Source organism: Bacillus paramobilis, assembly GCF_038096195.1.
GTDB classification, from domain to species: Bacteria; Bacillota; Bacilli; order Bacillales; family Bacillaceae_G; genus Bacillus_A; species Bacillus_A mobilis.
Genome location: NZ_CP151108.1, coordinates 5,117,686 through 5,135,000 on the forward strand (window position 1 = coordinate 5,117,686; position 17,315 = coordinate 5,135,000).

At 39.4% G+C, this 17,315-nt stretch carries 12 protein-coding genes, 9 tRNA genes and 2 rRNA genes (1 of these 23 running past the window's edge); 3 read left to right on the forward strand and 20 right to left on the reverse strand.

What is annotated here, in order from left to right; genetic code table 11:
• Positions 1–116: 116 nt before the first annotated feature.
• From AABL52_RS26090 to AABL52_RS26100, 3 genes are all read left to right on the forward strand, one after another.
• The gene (locus tag AABL52_RS26090) at positions 117–608 is read left to right on the forward strand and encodes an RNA polymerase sigma factor (RefSeq protein ID WP_000514146.1); all 492 of its coding nucleotides are present in this window, start codon (positions 117–119) and stop codon (positions 606–608) included.
• Positions 608–1,519 (forward strand): sigma factor regulator N-terminal domain-containing protein, encoded by a 912-nt coding sequence (locus AABL52_RS26095; RefSeq protein WP_029441431.1) that lies wholly within the window; start codon positions 608–610, stop codon positions 1,517–1,519. Before AABL52_RS26090 ends, AABL52_RS26095 begins: the two co-directional genes overlap by 1 nt.
• 235 nt (positions 1,520–1,754) lie before the next feature.
• Entirely contained in the window at positions 1,755–2,261 is a 507-nt protein-coding gene (locus tag AABL52_RS26100) for a DoxX family membrane protein (protein ID WP_000236336.1), read from the forward strand.
• 73 nt (positions 2,262–2,334) lie between these two features.
• Here AABL52_RS26100 and AABL52_RS26105 read toward each other — a convergent pair whose 3' ends face one another.
• From AABL52_RS26105 to AABL52_RS26200, 20 genes are all read right to left on the reverse strand, one after another.
• Entirely contained in the window at positions 2,335–2,901 is a 567-nt protein-coding gene (locus AABL52_RS26105) for a DUF4256 domain-containing protein (protein ID WP_341518703.1), read from the reverse strand.
• 91 nt (positions 2,902–2,992) lie between these two features.
• Complete coding sequence (locus AABL52_RS26110) at positions 2,993–4,960, reverse strand: S9 family peptidase (RefSeq protein WP_341518704.1); 1,968 nt, start codon at positions 4,958–4,960, stop codon at positions 2,993–2,995.
• A 252-nt stretch (positions 4,961–5,212) separates the two neighbouring features.
• Positions 5,213–7,015 carry a glutamine--fructose-6-phosphate transaminase (isomerizing) gene (gene glmS, locus AABL52_RS26115; RefSeq protein WP_341518705.1) on the reverse strand — a complete coding sequence of 601 codons (1,803 nt, stop codon included), beginning with the start codon at positions 7,013–7,015 and terminating at the stop codon, positions 5,213–5,215.
• Positions 7,016–7,027: 12 nt separating this feature from the next.
• Positions 7,028–7,213, reverse strand: a complete 186-nt coding sequence (locus tag AABL52_RS26120; RefSeq protein WP_001208183.1) for a hypothetical protein — start codon at positions 7,211–7,213, stop codon at positions 7,028–7,030.
• Positions 7,214–7,499: 286 nt separating this feature from the next.
• The gene (gene glmM, locus AABL52_RS26125; RefSeq protein ID WP_000521485.1) at positions 7,500–8,846 is read right to left on the reverse strand and encodes a phosphoglucosamine mutase; all 1,347 of its coding nucleotides are present in this window, start codon (positions 8,844–8,846) and stop codon (positions 7,500–7,502) included.
• Positions 8,839–10,308: a CdaR family protein gene (locus tag AABL52_RS26130; protein WP_000359563.1), complete on the reverse strand. Its 1,470-nt coding sequence runs from the start codon at positions 10,306–10,308 to the stop codon at positions 8,839–8,841. The genes glmM and AABL52_RS26130 overlap by 8 nt, the downstream gene beginning before the upstream one ends.
• The gene (cdaA, locus tag AABL52_RS26135) at positions 10,301–11,122 is read right to left on the reverse strand and encodes a diadenylate cyclase CdaA (protein ID WP_001115702.1); all 822 of its coding nucleotides are present in this window, start codon (positions 11,120–11,122) and stop codon (positions 10,301–10,303) included. Before cdaA ends, AABL52_RS26130 begins: the two co-directional genes overlap by 8 nt.
• Before the next feature lie 248 nt (positions 11,123–11,370).
• A complete protein-coding gene (gene rocF, locus AABL52_RS26140; RefSeq protein ID WP_000711573.1) occupies positions 11,371–12,264 on the reverse strand; it encodes an arginase in 894 nt (297 codons plus the stop codon).
• Between the two features lie 209 nt (positions 12,265–12,473).
• Entirely contained in the window at positions 12,474–13,619 is a 1,146-nt protein-coding gene (locus AABL52_RS26145; protein ID WP_000869575.1) for a glycerate kinase, read from the reverse strand.
• Positions 13,620–13,734: 115 nt separating this feature from the next.
• A tRNA-Ala gene (locus AABL52_RS26150) sits at positions 13,735–13,807 on the reverse strand.
• A gap of 11 nt (positions 13,808–13,818) precedes the next feature.
• Positions 13,819–13,890 (reverse strand) — tRNA-Gly (locus AABL52_RS26155).
• Between the two features lie 5 nt (positions 13,891–13,895).
• Positions 13,896–13,971 (reverse strand) — tRNA-Lys (locus tag AABL52_RS26160).
• A 5-nt stretch (positions 13,972–13,976) separates the two neighbouring features.
• Positions 13,977–14,051: transfer RNA gene (locus tag AABL52_RS26165), tRNA-Gln, on the reverse strand.
• 65 nt (positions 14,052–14,116) lie between these two features.
• A tRNA-Tyr gene (locus AABL52_RS26170) sits at positions 14,117–14,200 on the reverse strand.
• A gap of 17 nt (positions 14,201–14,217) precedes the next feature.
• Positions 14,218–14,293 (reverse strand) — tRNA-Val (locus AABL52_RS26175).
• A gap of 5 nt (positions 14,294–14,298) precedes the next feature.
• Positions 14,299–14,373, reverse strand: a tRNA-Glu gene (locus AABL52_RS26180).
• Between the two features lie 21 nt (positions 14,374–14,394).
• Positions 14,395–14,467, reverse strand: a tRNA-Thr gene (locus AABL52_RS26185).
• Between the two features lie 4 nt (positions 14,468–14,471).
• Positions 14,472–14,546: transfer RNA gene (locus AABL52_RS26190), tRNA-Asn, on the reverse strand.
• A gap of 9 nt (positions 14,547–14,555) precedes the next feature.
• Positions 14,556–14,671, reverse strand: a 5S ribosomal RNA gene (gene rrf, locus AABL52_RS26195).
• 89 nt (positions 14,672–14,760) lie between these two features.
• Positions 14,761–17,315, reverse strand: a 23S ribosomal RNA gene (locus AABL52_RS26200); it runs 367 nt beyond the window's last position.

Consider the following 17,315-nt stretch of genomic DNA (forward strand, 5'->3'; position numbering starts at 1 on the left):
GCATATAACATAGGATTGTTATATGCCTTTTTTATTTGTATAAAGAACAAAACTTTAATTTAAGTGTATACATTTATCATTACCTATCCGTTGTATAAGTGTAGGGAGGAAAAGTGATGGGAAAAGAAAATATATTGACCTCCTACCTTATCAATCTAGGGGAGGAAGTGTTCAAACTACTACTAGCGAAAGGGGCTATAAAAGAAGATGCAGAAGACATCATCCAAAATACCTTCTATAAAGTATACACATTGCTAGATAATCTAACCGAGAGTAACATACGTCCATGGTTTTTCAGAGTCGCATTAAACGAATACATTGACTTGAAAAGGAAAAAAGAGCAACAAAACATCTATTTAACTGAAGAGATTTATGCAAAATTACAATATACAGACCGAGAATTAGACGCTGTTTTAAATAAAGATGAGATTTTCTATCTATTAAAAGATATAAAACTAGAATATAAAGAGGCCTTCTTTTTAAAGTACTACTACAACTTTTCATATGAGGAAATCGCCCTAATACTAGATATTCAAGTAAACAGCGTCAAACAAAAGTTACATCGTGCACGTAAAGCAATTCACTCAAAAATAGGAGGAAAACCTTAATGGATACTTCTTTAAAAGATGCATTAAAAAAAGCGAAAAGGAAACAGTTATTTAAAAGCATTATTACCTCTATGATTGTTGTAATCATACTTATCCCTATATTTTATAAAGTTGGCAATTACTTCGCAGCAAAAAGCTCTACGAAGCTTCACGAACGACTCTTTTTACATAACGACATTGCAGAACCGAATGTACAAATTGATTCTCAAGTAACGAGTAATTCATCCATGTTTGGCGGCAATATTATATCAAATCGTTCTAAAAACATTAATGGTTACGTAGTCCCTTGGAATACATTAACAAGCTCCTATGGTTGGGTCCGCATCAATATCGATTCCAATGAATTAACGCCTGGTTTTTATTGGTCCAATAAAGAGTTCTATGAGTACGATAAACAAACAAAGAAAAAATTTGCAACATTTTATAATCCCGCTATTAAGGAATATTTTGATGGTGTGCAAAATGAATTAGGGGAAGTTTCACAAATGAACAACTATGTTGCCGAAGTTGCTATCTCTTTCAATCAGCCCTACACACTACAAGAAATTAAAGAAAAAATTCCAGACAACTTAAACATTGTATGGTTATATATGACCTCACCAATTGGAGATGAAAGCAAAGGACCTGCTGGTATGCCCGTTTATGGATTTAATCCAGACAAGTCCCCTGAAGAAGCGTACAAAGAGTTCGTTGATTCACTTAACCAATACGATGACGACGGACATGACGAAACTATCCAAAAGTTTTTAAAATCAAACAAAGGAAAACCATTTGATCAAGTGACAATCTTAGGGGTTATGCTAACAGGAAAAACAGAAAGCTTTAAGGCATTAGAAAACCAAGACTTTATTCGCGGTGCTTCTGTAGGCGTTACTGCACAAGTTGTTCCTTATATAAAACCGGAGAAATAATAAGAAAAAGACAAAATAAGCTAGTTAAAAAAATGTACATGAATCTGTTTACTATGGGAGCTACCTATTTTAGTGGAGAGCTCCTTTCATGTATTATTCACCCTCCAAACAATACATTTCCAAATACTTTATGTACAAATGAAAAATCACCATTTTTGTTCACACTTTATCCATTGTGAATCTTTTCACAATGGATATATAATAAACATGTAAATAAAATATTGGAGGGATTTCAATGGTTATCAATTTTTTAAGAACTGATAAACGTGCTGCTTTCATATTATTATTTTTAAGATTTTACATAGGATATGCATGGCTCGCTGCTGGGATAGGTAAAGTTTTCGGACAATCTTTTGATGCAAGTGGTTTTCTAAAGGGCGCTATCGCTCAAGCATCAGGTGACCACCCTGCCGTACAAAGTTGGTGGGCAGACTTCCTTCAACACTTTGTTCTTCCAAACGCAGACCTATTTAGCTTTTTAGTTCAATGGGGAGAAATTTTAGTAGGTCTAGGTTTAATTTTAGGCGGATTAACAAAAACTGCTGCATTCTTTGGAATTATAATGAATCTTTCATTTTTACTAAGTGGAACTGTTAGTGTAAACCCAAATCTGCTTATTTTAACTATGTTCATTTTAGTTGCAGGTCATAACGCTGGACGTATTGGATTAGATGGCTATGTTTTCCCTAAACTTTTCCGTAAAAACAACCATGAAACATATAAATTAAGTAAAACTGCGTAGTAACAGTTTACTTTTAAAATATAAATAAGAAAAAGAGCCTAAGTATAGGCTCTTTTTCTTACTTGCTCCAAATTTAAACTCTTAACGAACCGCGGAATCCTCTAGCAGCATAATAGGAATCTGCTCCATTGTGGTACACAAAAATGTGTCCGAAGCGATAATCGCAAAAAAGAGCACCACCGAGTTCTCGAATATCTGAAGGCGTTTGTACCCAGCTTGATGATTTCATATCGAAATCTCCAAGTTGTTGCAACTCTCGATATTGTTCTTCCGTTAATAATTCAATGCCCATAGCAGCTGCAACATCAATAACGTTATTTTCTGGTTTATGTTTTTTTCTTGCCTCTAACGCTTCAAGATCATAACAAAAACTTCTGCGGCCCTTAGGACTCTCCTTTGAACAGTCATAGAAAGTATACTCGTCCCTCTCTTCATCATAACCAACAACATCCGGCTCACCACCAGTTACTTCCATTTCATGAATTGACCATAATTTTCCATTACTAGCAGCTAGCTTCTCTTCAACTTTAGCCCATTCAAGACCTTCATGGCGGTTCATGTTTTTCTCAAAACGAGCTTGTAATACTTTTAATAGTTCTTCACGTTGTTCTACAGATAACTCATTCTTATTCGCTGTCATATTAGTCCTCCGAATTATGTTTACTTCTTATAGCTTAAGTATAAATCGTCACAATGATTGTTTGAATCTCTTTTTTAACAATTTGATCTGATTAAATCCCTCTACGAAAACCCTCCATACTTTCCCCAAGAATATAATGTGAAAACCACATCAAGTTCTGCTTCATAATAGCTACATTCATTCCCGGCTGATCAGAACTATATGCCATTCCTTTAAATATAATTAGTTCTGTATCAACTTCCATATCTCTTAAACCTTCATATAACTCATATGCATTTGTAATTGGAATTCTTACATCCTTTTCCCCATGTTGAATTAACGTAGGCGTACAGGCTGATTTAATATATGTCATTGGTGATGTTTTCTTATATATATCTGGATCATTCCATGGAGTATTTCCTAAATACATGCTAATAAAGTAAGGGATATCTGTATTTACATAATGGGTACTCCAGTTAGTGATTCCGCCCCCAACTGAGATAGCTTTAAATCTATCACTAAATGTAGAACAGAAAGCAGATATATATCCTCCGTTACTCCATCCCATAACTCCTACTCTATCTTTATATACCATCCCTTTTTCTACTAGTTGATCCACTCCAGATATAACATCATTGTAGTCAGCAAGTCCTTGTTTTCTATAGTTTGCTTTTAAAAATTTATTACCATAACCAGAACTTCCTCTATAGTTTGGCTCTAAAACGATAAAGCCTTTTTCGATAAACTGTTCAATCGGATATTTCTCATTAAAACAGTCTGAAAATATCGGAAAGGACGCCCAATTCGGACCACCATGGATTACTACTAATAAGGGATATTTTTTATTTGCCTCAAACTCTACTGGGGTTGATAAAACACCTTCTATTTCAAGACCATCACTACTTCTCCATGAAATGATTTCTCTGTTACTTTTAAGCTTGCCTTCGAAAAAGCTATTTTCATTCGTTATTTTTTTATCATCCAAATAGATTTCAAAGACTTCATTTGTTATAGCCTTAGTATATGTTATATGATTGCCATTCCTTGTTATAGAGGCATCCATTATAAAACCATCTAACGTTTCGCTTAACATTTCCACAGTGCCATCCTCACATAGCAAGCCAATACGGTAATTCGTTTTATCCTGCCACCTAATTAAAATACCTTTAGCCGTCCACTGTAACGGCATAATCGTACTATCAAAATCTGTTAAAGGTTGAATTATCTCTCCCGTATTCATATCATATATCTCTAATGTACTATCTTGTATATGATTTTTATAGTAATCCTTCTCTCTTATGCTTGCTGCGTAACATATTTTATCACCCTCGGGAGAAAAGCAGACGCTTCCCCCTAACAACTTATCCATATTCATTTTTTGTAGTTCTCCAGCTTCAACATCTAATATGTAGAGATCACCATTCATATAATCGTTTAAGCTTGGTGTAGCCATACATACAACCTTTTTCCCATCATTTGAAATATCAAAGTTATGTATATAAAAATCCTTCCCATCCGCTAGTTGATAAACACCGTTAATTTTGCGTTCCTCTTTATCATTTTGTATCACTTTTTCTAGCTCAATGTAGTATAAACAATTATTTCGATGTTCCTTACCTACATGGTGGAAATCTCCATATTGTTCCTTACGTTTCTTTATTTCCCCACATTCTTTTGACTGTGCAATATAATAAAAGCCTTTACCCGTGGGATCCCATTTAAATGTATTAACTCCTTCCTTCACATCCGTAATTTGAACCTCACTACCACCGTCTATTGACTTAACAAAGATCTGATTTGTATTATCCCCGTCACCACCTGTTCTAAGGTATGCAATAGCCTTAGCATCTGGAGACCATAATGGGTGCGTACTATCTATATCTCCAGTTGTTAGTGGGTAACTCTGCTCTTTATCCTTTTCATATATCCATACATGATTTCTATATATATTGTCTTTCCAGTTAGCTGTCCTCTTAACAAATGCTACATTTTTGCCATCATCGCTTATATTGGTACTTGATAAGGTTGGTAATGAAATAATCTCTTCTATACTTAAATATGTTTTTGTTTTCACTTTCATATAATAAGCCCCCTTGTAATGATCATGAATCCATCGTCTCTTCTTGTCGTAATAAAGGAAATTGTTCACGGATACTTAAAATGGTACCGGAAAATTCAGATAAATAAAAGTGAATCTGATAAAGTAAAACTTTAAATAGTAGGATTCTATCCGCTTACCAATTTTAGATGTTCTTTTTCAATACAAAAATACCCCTTTAGATACAATATCTAAAGGGGTACCGATTCATATATTTATTAACCTACCAATCTCCTACTCAACCGTAACAGACTTAGCTAAGTTACGTGGCTTATCAACATCACACTCGCGGTGAAGTGCTGCGTAGTATGAGATAAGTTGTAATGGAATAACTGCTACTAGCGGTGCTAGTGCTTCGTGTACAGCTGGTAATACGAAGCTGTCACCTTCCATTTCTAAGCCTTTCATTGAGATGATACATGGGTTAGCTCCGCGTGCTACTACTTCTTTCACGTTACCACGAATTCCAAGGTTTACGTGCTCTTGTGTAGCAAGTGCGATAACTGGTGTACCGTTTTCGATTAAGGCAATTGTACCGTGTTTTAATTCTCCGCCAGCAAATCCTTCTGCTTGGATGTAAGAAATTTCTTTTAGCTTTAACGCGCCTTCTAATCCTACGTAGAAGTCTACGCTACGTCCGATGAAGAAACAGTTACGCGTTGTTGCTAAAAATTGTTTTGCTAATGCGTCCATTTCTTCTTTTTGATCACAAAGTTCTATCATTGCATTTGCTACAAGTCCTAATTCGTGTGTTAAATCGAAATCAAGAACTTCACCTTTCGCTTTAGCAATGTCTGCAGCTAAAATTGAAAGTACTGCAAGCTGTGCTGTGTAAGCTTTTGTTGATGCAACTGCAATTTCTGGTCCCGCGTATAACGGAAGTGTGTAATCAGCTTCACGAGAAAGCGTAGAACCAGGTACGTTTGTAATTGTTAATGCTTTATGACCCATTTCATTTGTTTGTACAAGTACTGCACGGCTATCAGCTGTTTCACCACTTTGTGAAATGTAAATGAAGAATGGTCTTTCTGTTAACAATGGCATGTTATAAGAGAACTCACTTGCTACATGCACTTCAACTGGCATTTTTGCAAACTTCTCGATAAATTGTTTTCCAACAAGACCTGCATGATAACTCGTTCCACATGCAATGATGTAAACACGATCGCTATCTAAAATCGCATTGCGGATGTCTTGATCTAATTCAATCTCACCATTTTCATCTTGGTACTTTTGAATTATATTACGGATTACAAGTGGTTGCTCATCGATTTCTTTAAGCATGAAATGAGGGTATGTTCCTTTTTCAATATCACTTGCGTCTAATTCCGCTGTAAACGGTGCACGTTCAATCGTTTCACCTTGTAAGTTTTTAATTGTAATACTTTCTTTCGTTACGATTACGATTTCTTTATCCATTAACTCAATAAATTGATCTGTAACTTGTAACATCGCCATAGCGTCGCTCGCCACAACATTAAAGTTGTCACCAACACCTACTAATAGCGGGCTTTTGTTTTTAGCAACATAAATCATGTTTGGATTTTCAGCATCAAGTAATCCGATTGCATAAGAGCCATGTAAAAGAGATAGCGTATTACGGAACGCTTCTTCTACACTTAATCCTGTGCTCACTTGTTGTTCCATAAGCTGTACGATAATTTCTGTATCCGTTTCACTTACGAACGTTACATCTTGTAAATATTCTTTTTTCACTAATTCATAGTTTTCAATTACACCGTTATGAACTAGTGTAAAACGTTTTGATGTACTTTGATGCGGATGCGCGTTTACTTTGCTTGGAACACCATGTGTAGCCCAGCGTGTGTGACCGATTCCCACGCTTGCAGCTACGTTCTCATCTACGATTTCGCGAAGTTTTGCAATACGGCCTTTTTCTTTGTATACAACAACACCGTTCTCTGCTTGTACTGCAATACCTGCCGAATCATATCCACGATATTCTAGCTTTTCTAAACCTTTTAATAAAATTTCCTTTGCATCTTGCTCTCCAATAAATCCTACGATTCCACACATGTTTAGTCGCCGTTACAAATGCTTACATTGCTCTGCGAACATGTAACGACATAGTCCGATACCATTTTTATTTATACTAAAAAACGGATTACATATTGCTAGCCCTGTAAGCTTGTAACGGCTTTCACCTTCCTCTCGATTGGGTTTAAGTCCGTATATACTTATACAGCTAGTTTGTATCCGTTCCTTTTCTCTCATCACACTTTCACCTTTGTCCACTAAGTCACCTTAATGATTTAAGTAAAAGCTTGCGGTTGTGATGAACAACCGGGAGTCATCCGCCGAAATCTCGATAAACTCCACCTCGTCAACTACACTACTTGTAGTTCTGGCGCTTCTATAATTTACAATATTTCCTTTGAGAAAAAGAACAAGACCATCTTATAACAAACATGGATAAACCGTCAATGAAATTTTTTTCATCGTCTATAAAACATATGAAAAAGGAGCACTACTTGTGCTCCCTTTTCATAAATTTATTGAATTATTCAGCGCCAACTTCAGCTTTCACAACTTCTACAATACGATGTACATATGCGTCACAAACTTCTTGTGTTGGTGCTTCTGCCATTACACGAATAAGTGGCTCTGTTCCAGATGGACGAACAAGAATGCGGCCATCACCGTTCATTTCTTCCTCTACAACACGAATAATTTCTTTAATTTTTTCATTTTCTAATGCTAGTTTTTTATCTGTTACACGAACGTTTACTAGTAATTGTGGGAATTTTGTCATCTCACCTGCAAGCTCAGATAATGGTTTTTTCGTCATTTTCATGATGTTTACCAGTTGAAGTGCACTTAACATTCCATCACCAGTTGTAATGTAATCAAGTAAGATAATATGACCCGATTGTTCTCCACCTAAGTTGTAACCACCACGCTTCATCTCTTCCATTACGTAACGGTCACCAACTGCTGTTTTATCACTCGTGATATTGTTAGCTTCAAGTGCTTTGTAGAAACCTAAGTTACTCATAACAGTTGAAACGACTGTATTATGCTTTAATTGACCAGTTTCTTTCATGTACTTCGCACAAATAAACATAATTTGATCGCCATCAACGATGTTTCCTTTTTCATCTACAGCGATTAAGCGGTCACCATCACCATCAAAGGCAAGACCGATATCAGCGCCTTTGTCTTTTACTAATTTAGCTAATACTTCTGGATGTGTAGAACCTACGCCATCGTTAATGTTCATGCCGTTTGGTGAAGTTCCCATTGTTGAAATATCAGCCTCTAAATCCGCGAATAAGTATGGAGCTAAAGAAGACGTAGCACCATGCGCACAATCTAAAGCGATATGTAAACCAGAGAAATCTTCCTCTACAGTTTGTTTAATATATTGTAAATATTTTTGTCCGCCTTCAAAATAATCACTCACTTGTCCAAGATTCGTACCTGTTGGACGTGGTAGTTCATCAACTTCTTTGTCTAATAAAGCTTCAATTTCTGCTTCTTGCTCATCTGTTAATTTAAAACCGTCTGAACCGAAGAATTTGATTCCGTTATCCTGTACTGGATTATGAGATGCAGAAATCATAACACCTGCTTGTGCATCTAACGCTTTTGTTAAATAAGCAACACCTGGTGTAGAAATAACACCAAGGCGCATTACTTCTGCTCCAGTTGATAATAGACCTGCTACTAAAGCTCCTTCTAACATATGCCCTGATATACGTGTATCACGACCGATAATTACTTTTGGACGATCTGTATCTTTTGTTAATACATAACCACCAAAACGTCCAATTTTGAATGCTAATTCAGGTGTTAACTCCTGGTTCGCAACCCCGCGTACTCCATCTGTACCAAAATATTTACCCATTATGATTCGCTCCTTTTTCTGGCTCTTTTTGATTATCTACTGTTGGCTCTTGGCTAGTTTCTTTTTCTTTATCTTTATTTTGTTCCTGTTCCGTGTCAGGCTTATGTTCAGGTTCAGGATTTTTTGGTTTTTCAGTTTGATTATCTTGGTTATTATTTGAATCTGGTTTTTCACCGTTACCCTGTACTTCTTTATCTGGATTTTCTTTCTTCACAATTGTGACTTTAGCACTTTTTTGCTTTGGCTCTATTGAAATATTACCAGGGCCGCTCACTTGAATAGAAACATCTTTCGTCCCCAGAGATACATTTTGCAGATTAATGGCTGCTGTTATTTGAGCTGCTGTTATTTTATCTACTATACTTGTTTCTCCTGAAATATCAACGCTTATCTTCCCATCTTGCGGCGAAAGTAGCTGGGCCGTAACATCTTTAGAAAGTCCATTTTTTTGAATTGATATACCATCAATCGTTCTTGTTTTCGTTTGTTTTGTTTTTTGCACTCCCACTGAAACCTTCACTTGATTCGGTTTTGCACTTGTTACACCCTTTGGCAATAAAACAGAGGTATCGAATGTTGTAGACTCTGTCAATTGACTAAGATCTACTTCGACCCCCTCTATCGATTGTATATTATCCAATATATCTTTTGGACCTGCTATCGTTACTTCTCTCGGCTCAACGTTAATATTTGTAACGGCCAATCCTTCTGGTAAACTCCCCTTTTTCGTATACGTTACAGGAACTGTTTTTTCCGTATTATTGGCCGTAGCTTGCGTCGCCACATTCAATGTCACACTAATTTTAGATGGACTCGTTCTTACATTTAAACGTTTTCCTTCTTTATTGTATAATGTAACTTCGGCTGTTTTTGTAACAGTTTTATTAACACCTTTTAAATCAATATACGCCTTTGCAGATGAAATACTTTCAATTTCTTCCTTCGTTCCAACTACCTCAACAGTATCAGGTTTAATGTTTGATTTTTCGAGAGTAGACCCCGCTGGCATCTGATCCTCATTTGATAATTTCAAGTCTACATGAACATATTTTCTCGCTTTTTCATGAAGAGTAATTTTAATTGTTGATGGCTGAACCGTTCCTTTCACACCATCTGGAAGACCGTTCGTTTTCAAAGAAACTTCATAGGTTCCTTTTTCGCTATCTCTCAAATCAACCGGTATATCAAATTGTTTTTTCGCTTTTGCTGTAGCAACTGCTGCTTTTGGGCCCTCTAACTTTACTTTAACGCCCTCTGACGGAATACCACTTACAATATATTTGTCTTCATCATACTTAAGGGTAATAGGATAATTAGTTAATGTTTCTTTCGCATCATTTGCAAAAGGTATTATCCCCGATGTCGTATTTTTTTCAGTTAAAGTCGCTGACATAAAAAGCATACACGCCAATAGTAATGAGATCCCCTTTAAGAACCAATGATTCTCCATTAACTTATCCATGACGCTTTCTCCTCCAATTCCATAAAGACGAAGAAGTCGTTTTTTCGCTCGCACTAAATTCAGCTAACAACATATCTTTCAGTTGCTCTGTCTTCAAATCACGATGCAACTTACCATTTTTCGTTAAAGAAATTTGACCTGTTTCTTCCGACACAACTACTGTAATACTATCAGTAACTTCACTAACGCCCATGGCAGCGCGATGCCTAGTTCCTAACTCCTTAGAAATAAAAGGACTTTCCGATAACGGCAGATAACAAGCAGCTGCTTTAATGGTACCTCCTTGCATAATGACTGCTCCATCGTGAAGTGGCGTATTAGGAATGAAAATATTTATGAGTAATTCCGATGATACGTTTGCATTTAGCGGAATACCTGTTTCCACATAATCACCCATACCGGTCTCTTTTGACAAAGTAATTAATGCACCAATTCTACGTTTTCCCATATATTCCGTCGCTTTTGCTATCGCTGTTGCAACGATTTCAGGCTCATCATCCTCATGAGTTCCAGTACGTGAAAATAAACTCCCGCGCCCTAGCTGCTCAAGTGCTCTTCGCAATTCTGGCTGAAAAATAATAATAACGGCTAAAAATCCCCACGTTAATACTTGCTCAGTTAGCCAATATAGCGTACGTAATCCAAGGAAAATACTAATCATCCGAACGACAATAATAACTGTAATCCCTTTTAAAAGTTGAACAGCTTTCGTCCCTCGGATTATGAGAATTAGCTTATATATAATAAACCATACAACGGCAATATCTAGTGCCGTACTAAGATATTTCAAAATGGTCGTATCTTCAAAAGGCATGCTAACCCTTCCTCCTACTTACGAGCAATTCTATCCATATATTGAAATATTGTTTTATGCTCTATCTGTATGTATTTCCAACAACTAGTTAATTATACCATACATGAAACAAACAACAATTACAAACAACCTCCTTTAGTCTAAATTGGTAAGATGTCAAACATTATTATCGTACAGTATAATATAAATCATTATTATACGCTTATTTTCAAATAAAAAAAGCAACTTCTCAGTTGCTTTTCTTACATTTATTTTAGTTTTTCACCGAATAAAGAACCCATTAAAGCAACTGCTGTTGTTGCCGTTCTATTTCGCTCATCTAAAATAGTATTTACTTCAACAAACTCAGCTGATGTAACAATATCAGCTTCCGCTAACATTTCCATTGCTAAATGGCTTTCACGATAAGATAGGCCACCAATTACAGGCGTTCCAACTCCTGGTGCATCATGTGGGTCAAGGCCATCTAAATCTAATGATAAATGTACACCATCAGTATGAGATAAATACGCGATTGTTTCTTCCATAACAGCCGTCATACCCATACGATCAATCTCATGCATTGAGAATACTTTAATACCTTCATTGCGAATAAAGTCTTTTTCTCCTTCATCTAATGCACGTGCACCAATAATTACAACGTTCTCTTTTTTCACCTTTGGATATGCCCCATATAAATCTACAAGCGTTTGATGTCCATACCCTAAACTTGCTGCAAGTGACATACCATGAATATTTCCAGATGGTGAAGTTTCTTCTGTATTTAAATCACCATGTGCATCATACCAAATAACACCTAAATTTTTATAATGTTTCGCAACACCAGCTAATGTACCAATAGCGATACTATGATCGCCACCTAATACAAGTGGAAAACGTCCTTCTTCTATAATATGATCCACCTTACTTGCTAATTCGTTACAAACGGTTGCAACTTGTGTAAGGTTTCTTAAGCTTGTATTTACATCTACTTCTTTTTCTCTCTCTATACATATATCTCCCATATCTTTAACGTCATATCCAATTTCTTCAATTCTTTCAATTACGCCTGCATAACGGATTGCGCTCGGCCCCATATCAACTCCGCGACGCATCTGTCCTAAATCCATTGGAACTCCAATAACCGAAATTTCTTTTTTCATAGATAGTATCCCCCTTTTGTGCCTTCACTAAATATTTTAAATCTTTTATATAGTCTGACTCAACTCGACATTTTTCTGTATGGATATACAAATTATTCACTTATATTCGCTTTAAAATCCAAATGTTAAGACTATTCTATGTATAAAGTTAACCTAATGAAACAACTACCATCATTATTATTAGATAATAATAAAAAACACTCCTACATTTAGAAGTGTTTTTCTGATGCTATTTTCCATACTGCGGCAATATTCTTTGCTGTCATTTCGATATTCTCTTCCGCTACTTTATATGCCTCTTCTAATGTCATCGGACTCGCTGTAATACTAAATACTGCATCGATTCCTTTTTCGTGAACAGCTGGATAATTCGGAGATACAGATCCTCCAATAGCAATGACAGGAATAAGAAAATACTTTGCACGCTCCGCAACACCTACAGGGGCCTTTCCATATGCTGTTTGTTCATCTATTCTTCCTTCACCAGTTATAATTAAATCTGCACCTTCTATATGCTTATCAAAGTTTGTATAGTCTAATACAATTTCAATTCCTCTCCGCAAGCTTCCCTTTAACACTGCAATAACAGCTGCTCCCATTCCTCCTGCGGCTCCTGCGCCAGGTATTTTAGATACGTCGCAAGATAAGTATTGTTTAAAGATATTCGCATAATGCTTTAAATTTTCATCCAGCTCTTTCATCATCTCTGCATTCGCACCCTTTTGCCTCCCAAATACGAAAGATGCTCCGCTTATTCCAACTAACGGATTATCTACATCACATGCTGCTTCTATCTTTATATTTGTTAAGCGTGAATCCAAGCGTGAAAAATCAATAGCGACAATCGTATGTAAAGTTCCTCCAGATGGCTCTATTACTTCCCCTTTTTCATCTATAAACCTGACTCCTAAAGCTGACAACATACCTGCCCCACCATCATTTGTAGCACTTCCGCCAAGTCCTAAAATAATGTGCTTAGCTCCTTCGTCTAGCGCATGTAGTATAAGCTCTCCAGTTCCTTTAGTCGTTGTAATAAGTGGATTTCGCTTTTTAACCGGAACATGTTGTAATCCTGATGCTGCTGCCATTTCAATAAACGCTGTCTTTTTATCTTTAGACATACCGTAAAAGGCCTGTACACGTTCTCTGAGCGGTCCTGTCACATGAAGTGATATAATCCTTCCCCCTGTAGCATCAACAAGAGAATCAACCGTTCCTTCTCCTCCATCTCCAATTGGTATTTTCACATACTCTGCTTTAGGGAAAATTGCTCTAAAACCTCTTTCAATAGCCTCACATACTTCTATAGCTTTTAAGCTTTCTTTATATGAATCAGATGCAATAACAACTTTCACAATTATCCCCCATCCTTTATTTTCGCATTTTCTCCATTTTAAATGATAAATATGAAAGTTGTCTTTTTAAACACAAAAAAAGCTTACATCATATGATGTAAGCTTTTCTATTAGATGGAGCCTAGCGGGATCGAACCGCTGACCTCCTGCGTGCAAGGCAGGCGCTCTCCCAGCTGAGCTAAGGCCCCTTATTAATAAAAGCGGAAGACGGGATTCGAACCCGCGACCCCAACCTTGGCAAGGTTGTATTCTACCACTGAACTACTTCCGCGAAAATGGTGAGCCATGAAGGATTCGAACCTTCGACCCTCTGATTAAAAGTCAGATGCTCTACCAACTGAGCTAATGGCTCGTAAATGGCTGGGCTAGCTGGATTCGAACCAGCGCATGACGGAGTCAAAGTCCGTTGCCTTACCGCTTGGCTATAGCCCATTAATATTTACTAGTATGGTTATCTTTTCAAAAAAATAAACCCTCTCAGGTTATTTTAAAGAAAATGGTGGAGGGGGGCAGATTCGAACTGCCGAACCCGAAGGAGCGGATTTACAGTCCGCCGCGTTTAGCCACTTCGCTACCCCTCCGACATTTAAAATATATATGGTGGAGGATGACGGGATCGAACCGCCGACCCCCTGCTTGTAAGGCAGGTGCTCTCCCAGCTGAGCTAATCCTCCAAAAGTGGTGACCCGTACGGGATTCGAACCCGTGTTACCGCCGTGAAAGGGCGGTGTCTTAACCACTTGACCAACGGGCCAAAAATTTAAAACTTTTTCCAAGCTTCCAACCGGGCTTGAACCGGTGACCTCTTCCTTACCATGGAAGTACTCTACCAGCTGAGCTATGGAAGCATAATGGCTCCGCAGGTAGGAATCGAACCTACGACCGATCGGTTAACAGCCGATAGCTCTACCGCTGAGCTACTGCGGAATAATACAAGCCTGGCAACGTCCTACTCTCACAGGGACAAGGTCCCAACTACCATCGGCGCTAGAGAGCTTAACTTCCGTGTTCGGTATGGGAACGGGTGTGACCTCTCTGCCATCATTACCAGACTTTTATCATTATACACATTCTTTTCAGAATGTCAAAAGGAATTTTAATATATATTCCTTCAAAACTAGATAACATTGCTACATATTATATGGTTAAGTCCTCGATCTATTAGTATTCGTCAGCTCCACATGTCACCATGCTTCCACCTCGAACCTATCAACCTGATCATCTTTCAGGGATCTTACTAGCTTACGCTATGGGAAATCTCATCTTGAGGGGGGCTTCATGCTTAGATGCTTTCAGCACTTATCCCTTCCGCACATAGCTACCCAGCTATGCCCTTGGCAGAACAACTGGTACACCAGCGGTGCGTCCATCCCGGTCCTCTCGTACTAAGGACAGCTCCTCTCAAATTTCCTACGCCCACGACGGATAGGGACCGAACTGTCTCACGACGTTCTGAACCCAGCTCGCGTACCGCTTTAATGGGCGAACAGCCCAACCCTTGGGACCGACTACAGCCCCAGGATGCGATGAGCCGACATCGAGGTGCCAAACCTCCCCGTCGATGTGGACTCTTGGGGGAGATAAGCCTGTTATCCCCGGGGTAGCTTTTATCCGTTGAGCGATGGCCCTTCCATGCGGAACCACCGGATCACTAAGCCCGACTTTCGTCCCTGCTCGACTTGTAGGTCTCGCAGTCAAGCTCCCTTATGCCTTTGCACTCTACGAATGATTTCCAACCATTCTGAGGGAACCTTTGGGCGCCTCCGTTACACTTTAGGAGGCGACCGCCCCAGTCAAACTGCCCACCTGACACTGTCTCCCGGGTCGATAAGACCCGTAGGTTAGAATTTCAATACAGTCAGGGCGGTATCCCACCAGCGCCTCCACCGAAGCTAGCGCTCCGGTTTCAATGGCTCCCGCCTATCCTGTACAAACTGTACCAAAATTCAATATCAGGCTACAGTAAAGCTCCACGGGGTCTTTCCGTCCTGTCGCGGGTAACCTGCATCTTCACAGGTACTATAATTTCACCGAGTCTCTGGTTGAGACAGTGCCCAAATCGTTACACCTTTCGTGCGGGTCGGAACTTACCCGACAAGGAATTTCGCTACCTTAGGACCGTTATAGTTACGGCCGCCGTTTACTGGGGCTTCAGTTCAGAGCTTCGCTTACGCTAACCCCTCTCCTTAACCTTCCAGCACCGGGCAGGTGTCACCCCCTATACTTCGCCTTACGGCTTCGCAGAGAGCTGTGTTTTTGCTAAACAGTCGCTTGGGCCTATTCACTGCGGCTTTCCGTTAAGAAAGCACCCCTTCTCCCGAAGTTACGGGGTCATTTTGCCGAGTTCCTTAACCAGAGTTCTCTCGCACACCTTAGGATTCTCTCCTCGCCTACCTGTGTCGGTTTGCGGTACAGGCACCTTTTATCTCGCTAGAAGCTTTTCTTGGCAGCGGGGAATCAAAGACTTCGCTCCATAAGGAGCTTCCCCATCACAGCTCAGCCTTCACGATAAGCGGATTTGCCTACTTATCAGCCTAACTGCTTGGACGTGCACAACCAATCGCACGCTTCTTCTATCCTTCTGCGTCCCTCCATTGCTCAAACGATAAAGAGGTGGTACAGGAATATCAACCTGTTGTCCATCGCCTACGCCTGTCGGCCTCGGCTTAGGTCCTGACTAACCCTGAGCGGACGAGCCTTCCTCAGGAAACCTTAGGCATTCGGTGGACGGGATTCTCACCCGTCTTTCGCTACTCATACCGGCATTCTCACTTCTAAGCGCTCCACCAGTCCTTCCGGTCTGACTTCACTGCACTTAGAACGCTCCCCTACCACTGATACCATTGGTATCAATTCGCAGCTTCGGTGGTGTATTTAGCCCCGGTACATTTTCGGCGCAGAGTCACTCGACTAGTGAGCTATTACGCACTCTTTAAATGGTGGCTGCTTCTAAGCCAACATCCTAGTTGTCTAAGCAACTCCACATCCTTTTCCACTTAATACACACTTTGGGACCTTAGCTGGCGATCTGGGCTGTTTCCCTCTTGACTACGGATCTTATCACTCGCAGTCTGACTCCTAAGGATAAGTCATTGGCATTCGGAGTTTGACTGAATTCGGTAATCCGATGAGGACCCCTAGTTCAATCAGTGCTCTACCTCCAAGACTCTTACACTTAAGGCTAGCCCTAAAGCTATTTCGGGGAGAACCAGCTATCTCCAGGTTCGATTGGAATTTCTCCGCTACCCACACCTCATCCCCGCACTTTTCAACGTGCGTGGGTTCGGGCCTCCATTCAGTGTTACCTGAACTTCACCCTGGACATGGGTAGATCACCTGGTTTCGGGTCTACGACCACGTACTAAACGCCCTATTCAGACTCGCTTTCGCTGCGGCTCCGCCTCTTCAGCTTAACCTCGCACGGGATCGTAACTCGCCGGTTCATTCTACAAAAGGCACGCCATCACCCATTAACGGGCTCTGACTATTTGTAGGCACACGGTTTCAGGATCTCTTTCACTCCCCTTCCGGGGTGCTTTTCACCTTTCCCTCACGGTACTGGTTCACTATCGATCACTAGGGAGTATTTAGCCTTGGGAGATGGTCCTCCCAGATTCCGACGGAATTTCACGTGTTCCGCCGTACTCAGGATACATTCAAGAGAGAACGAAGTTTCGACTACGGGGTTGTTACCCT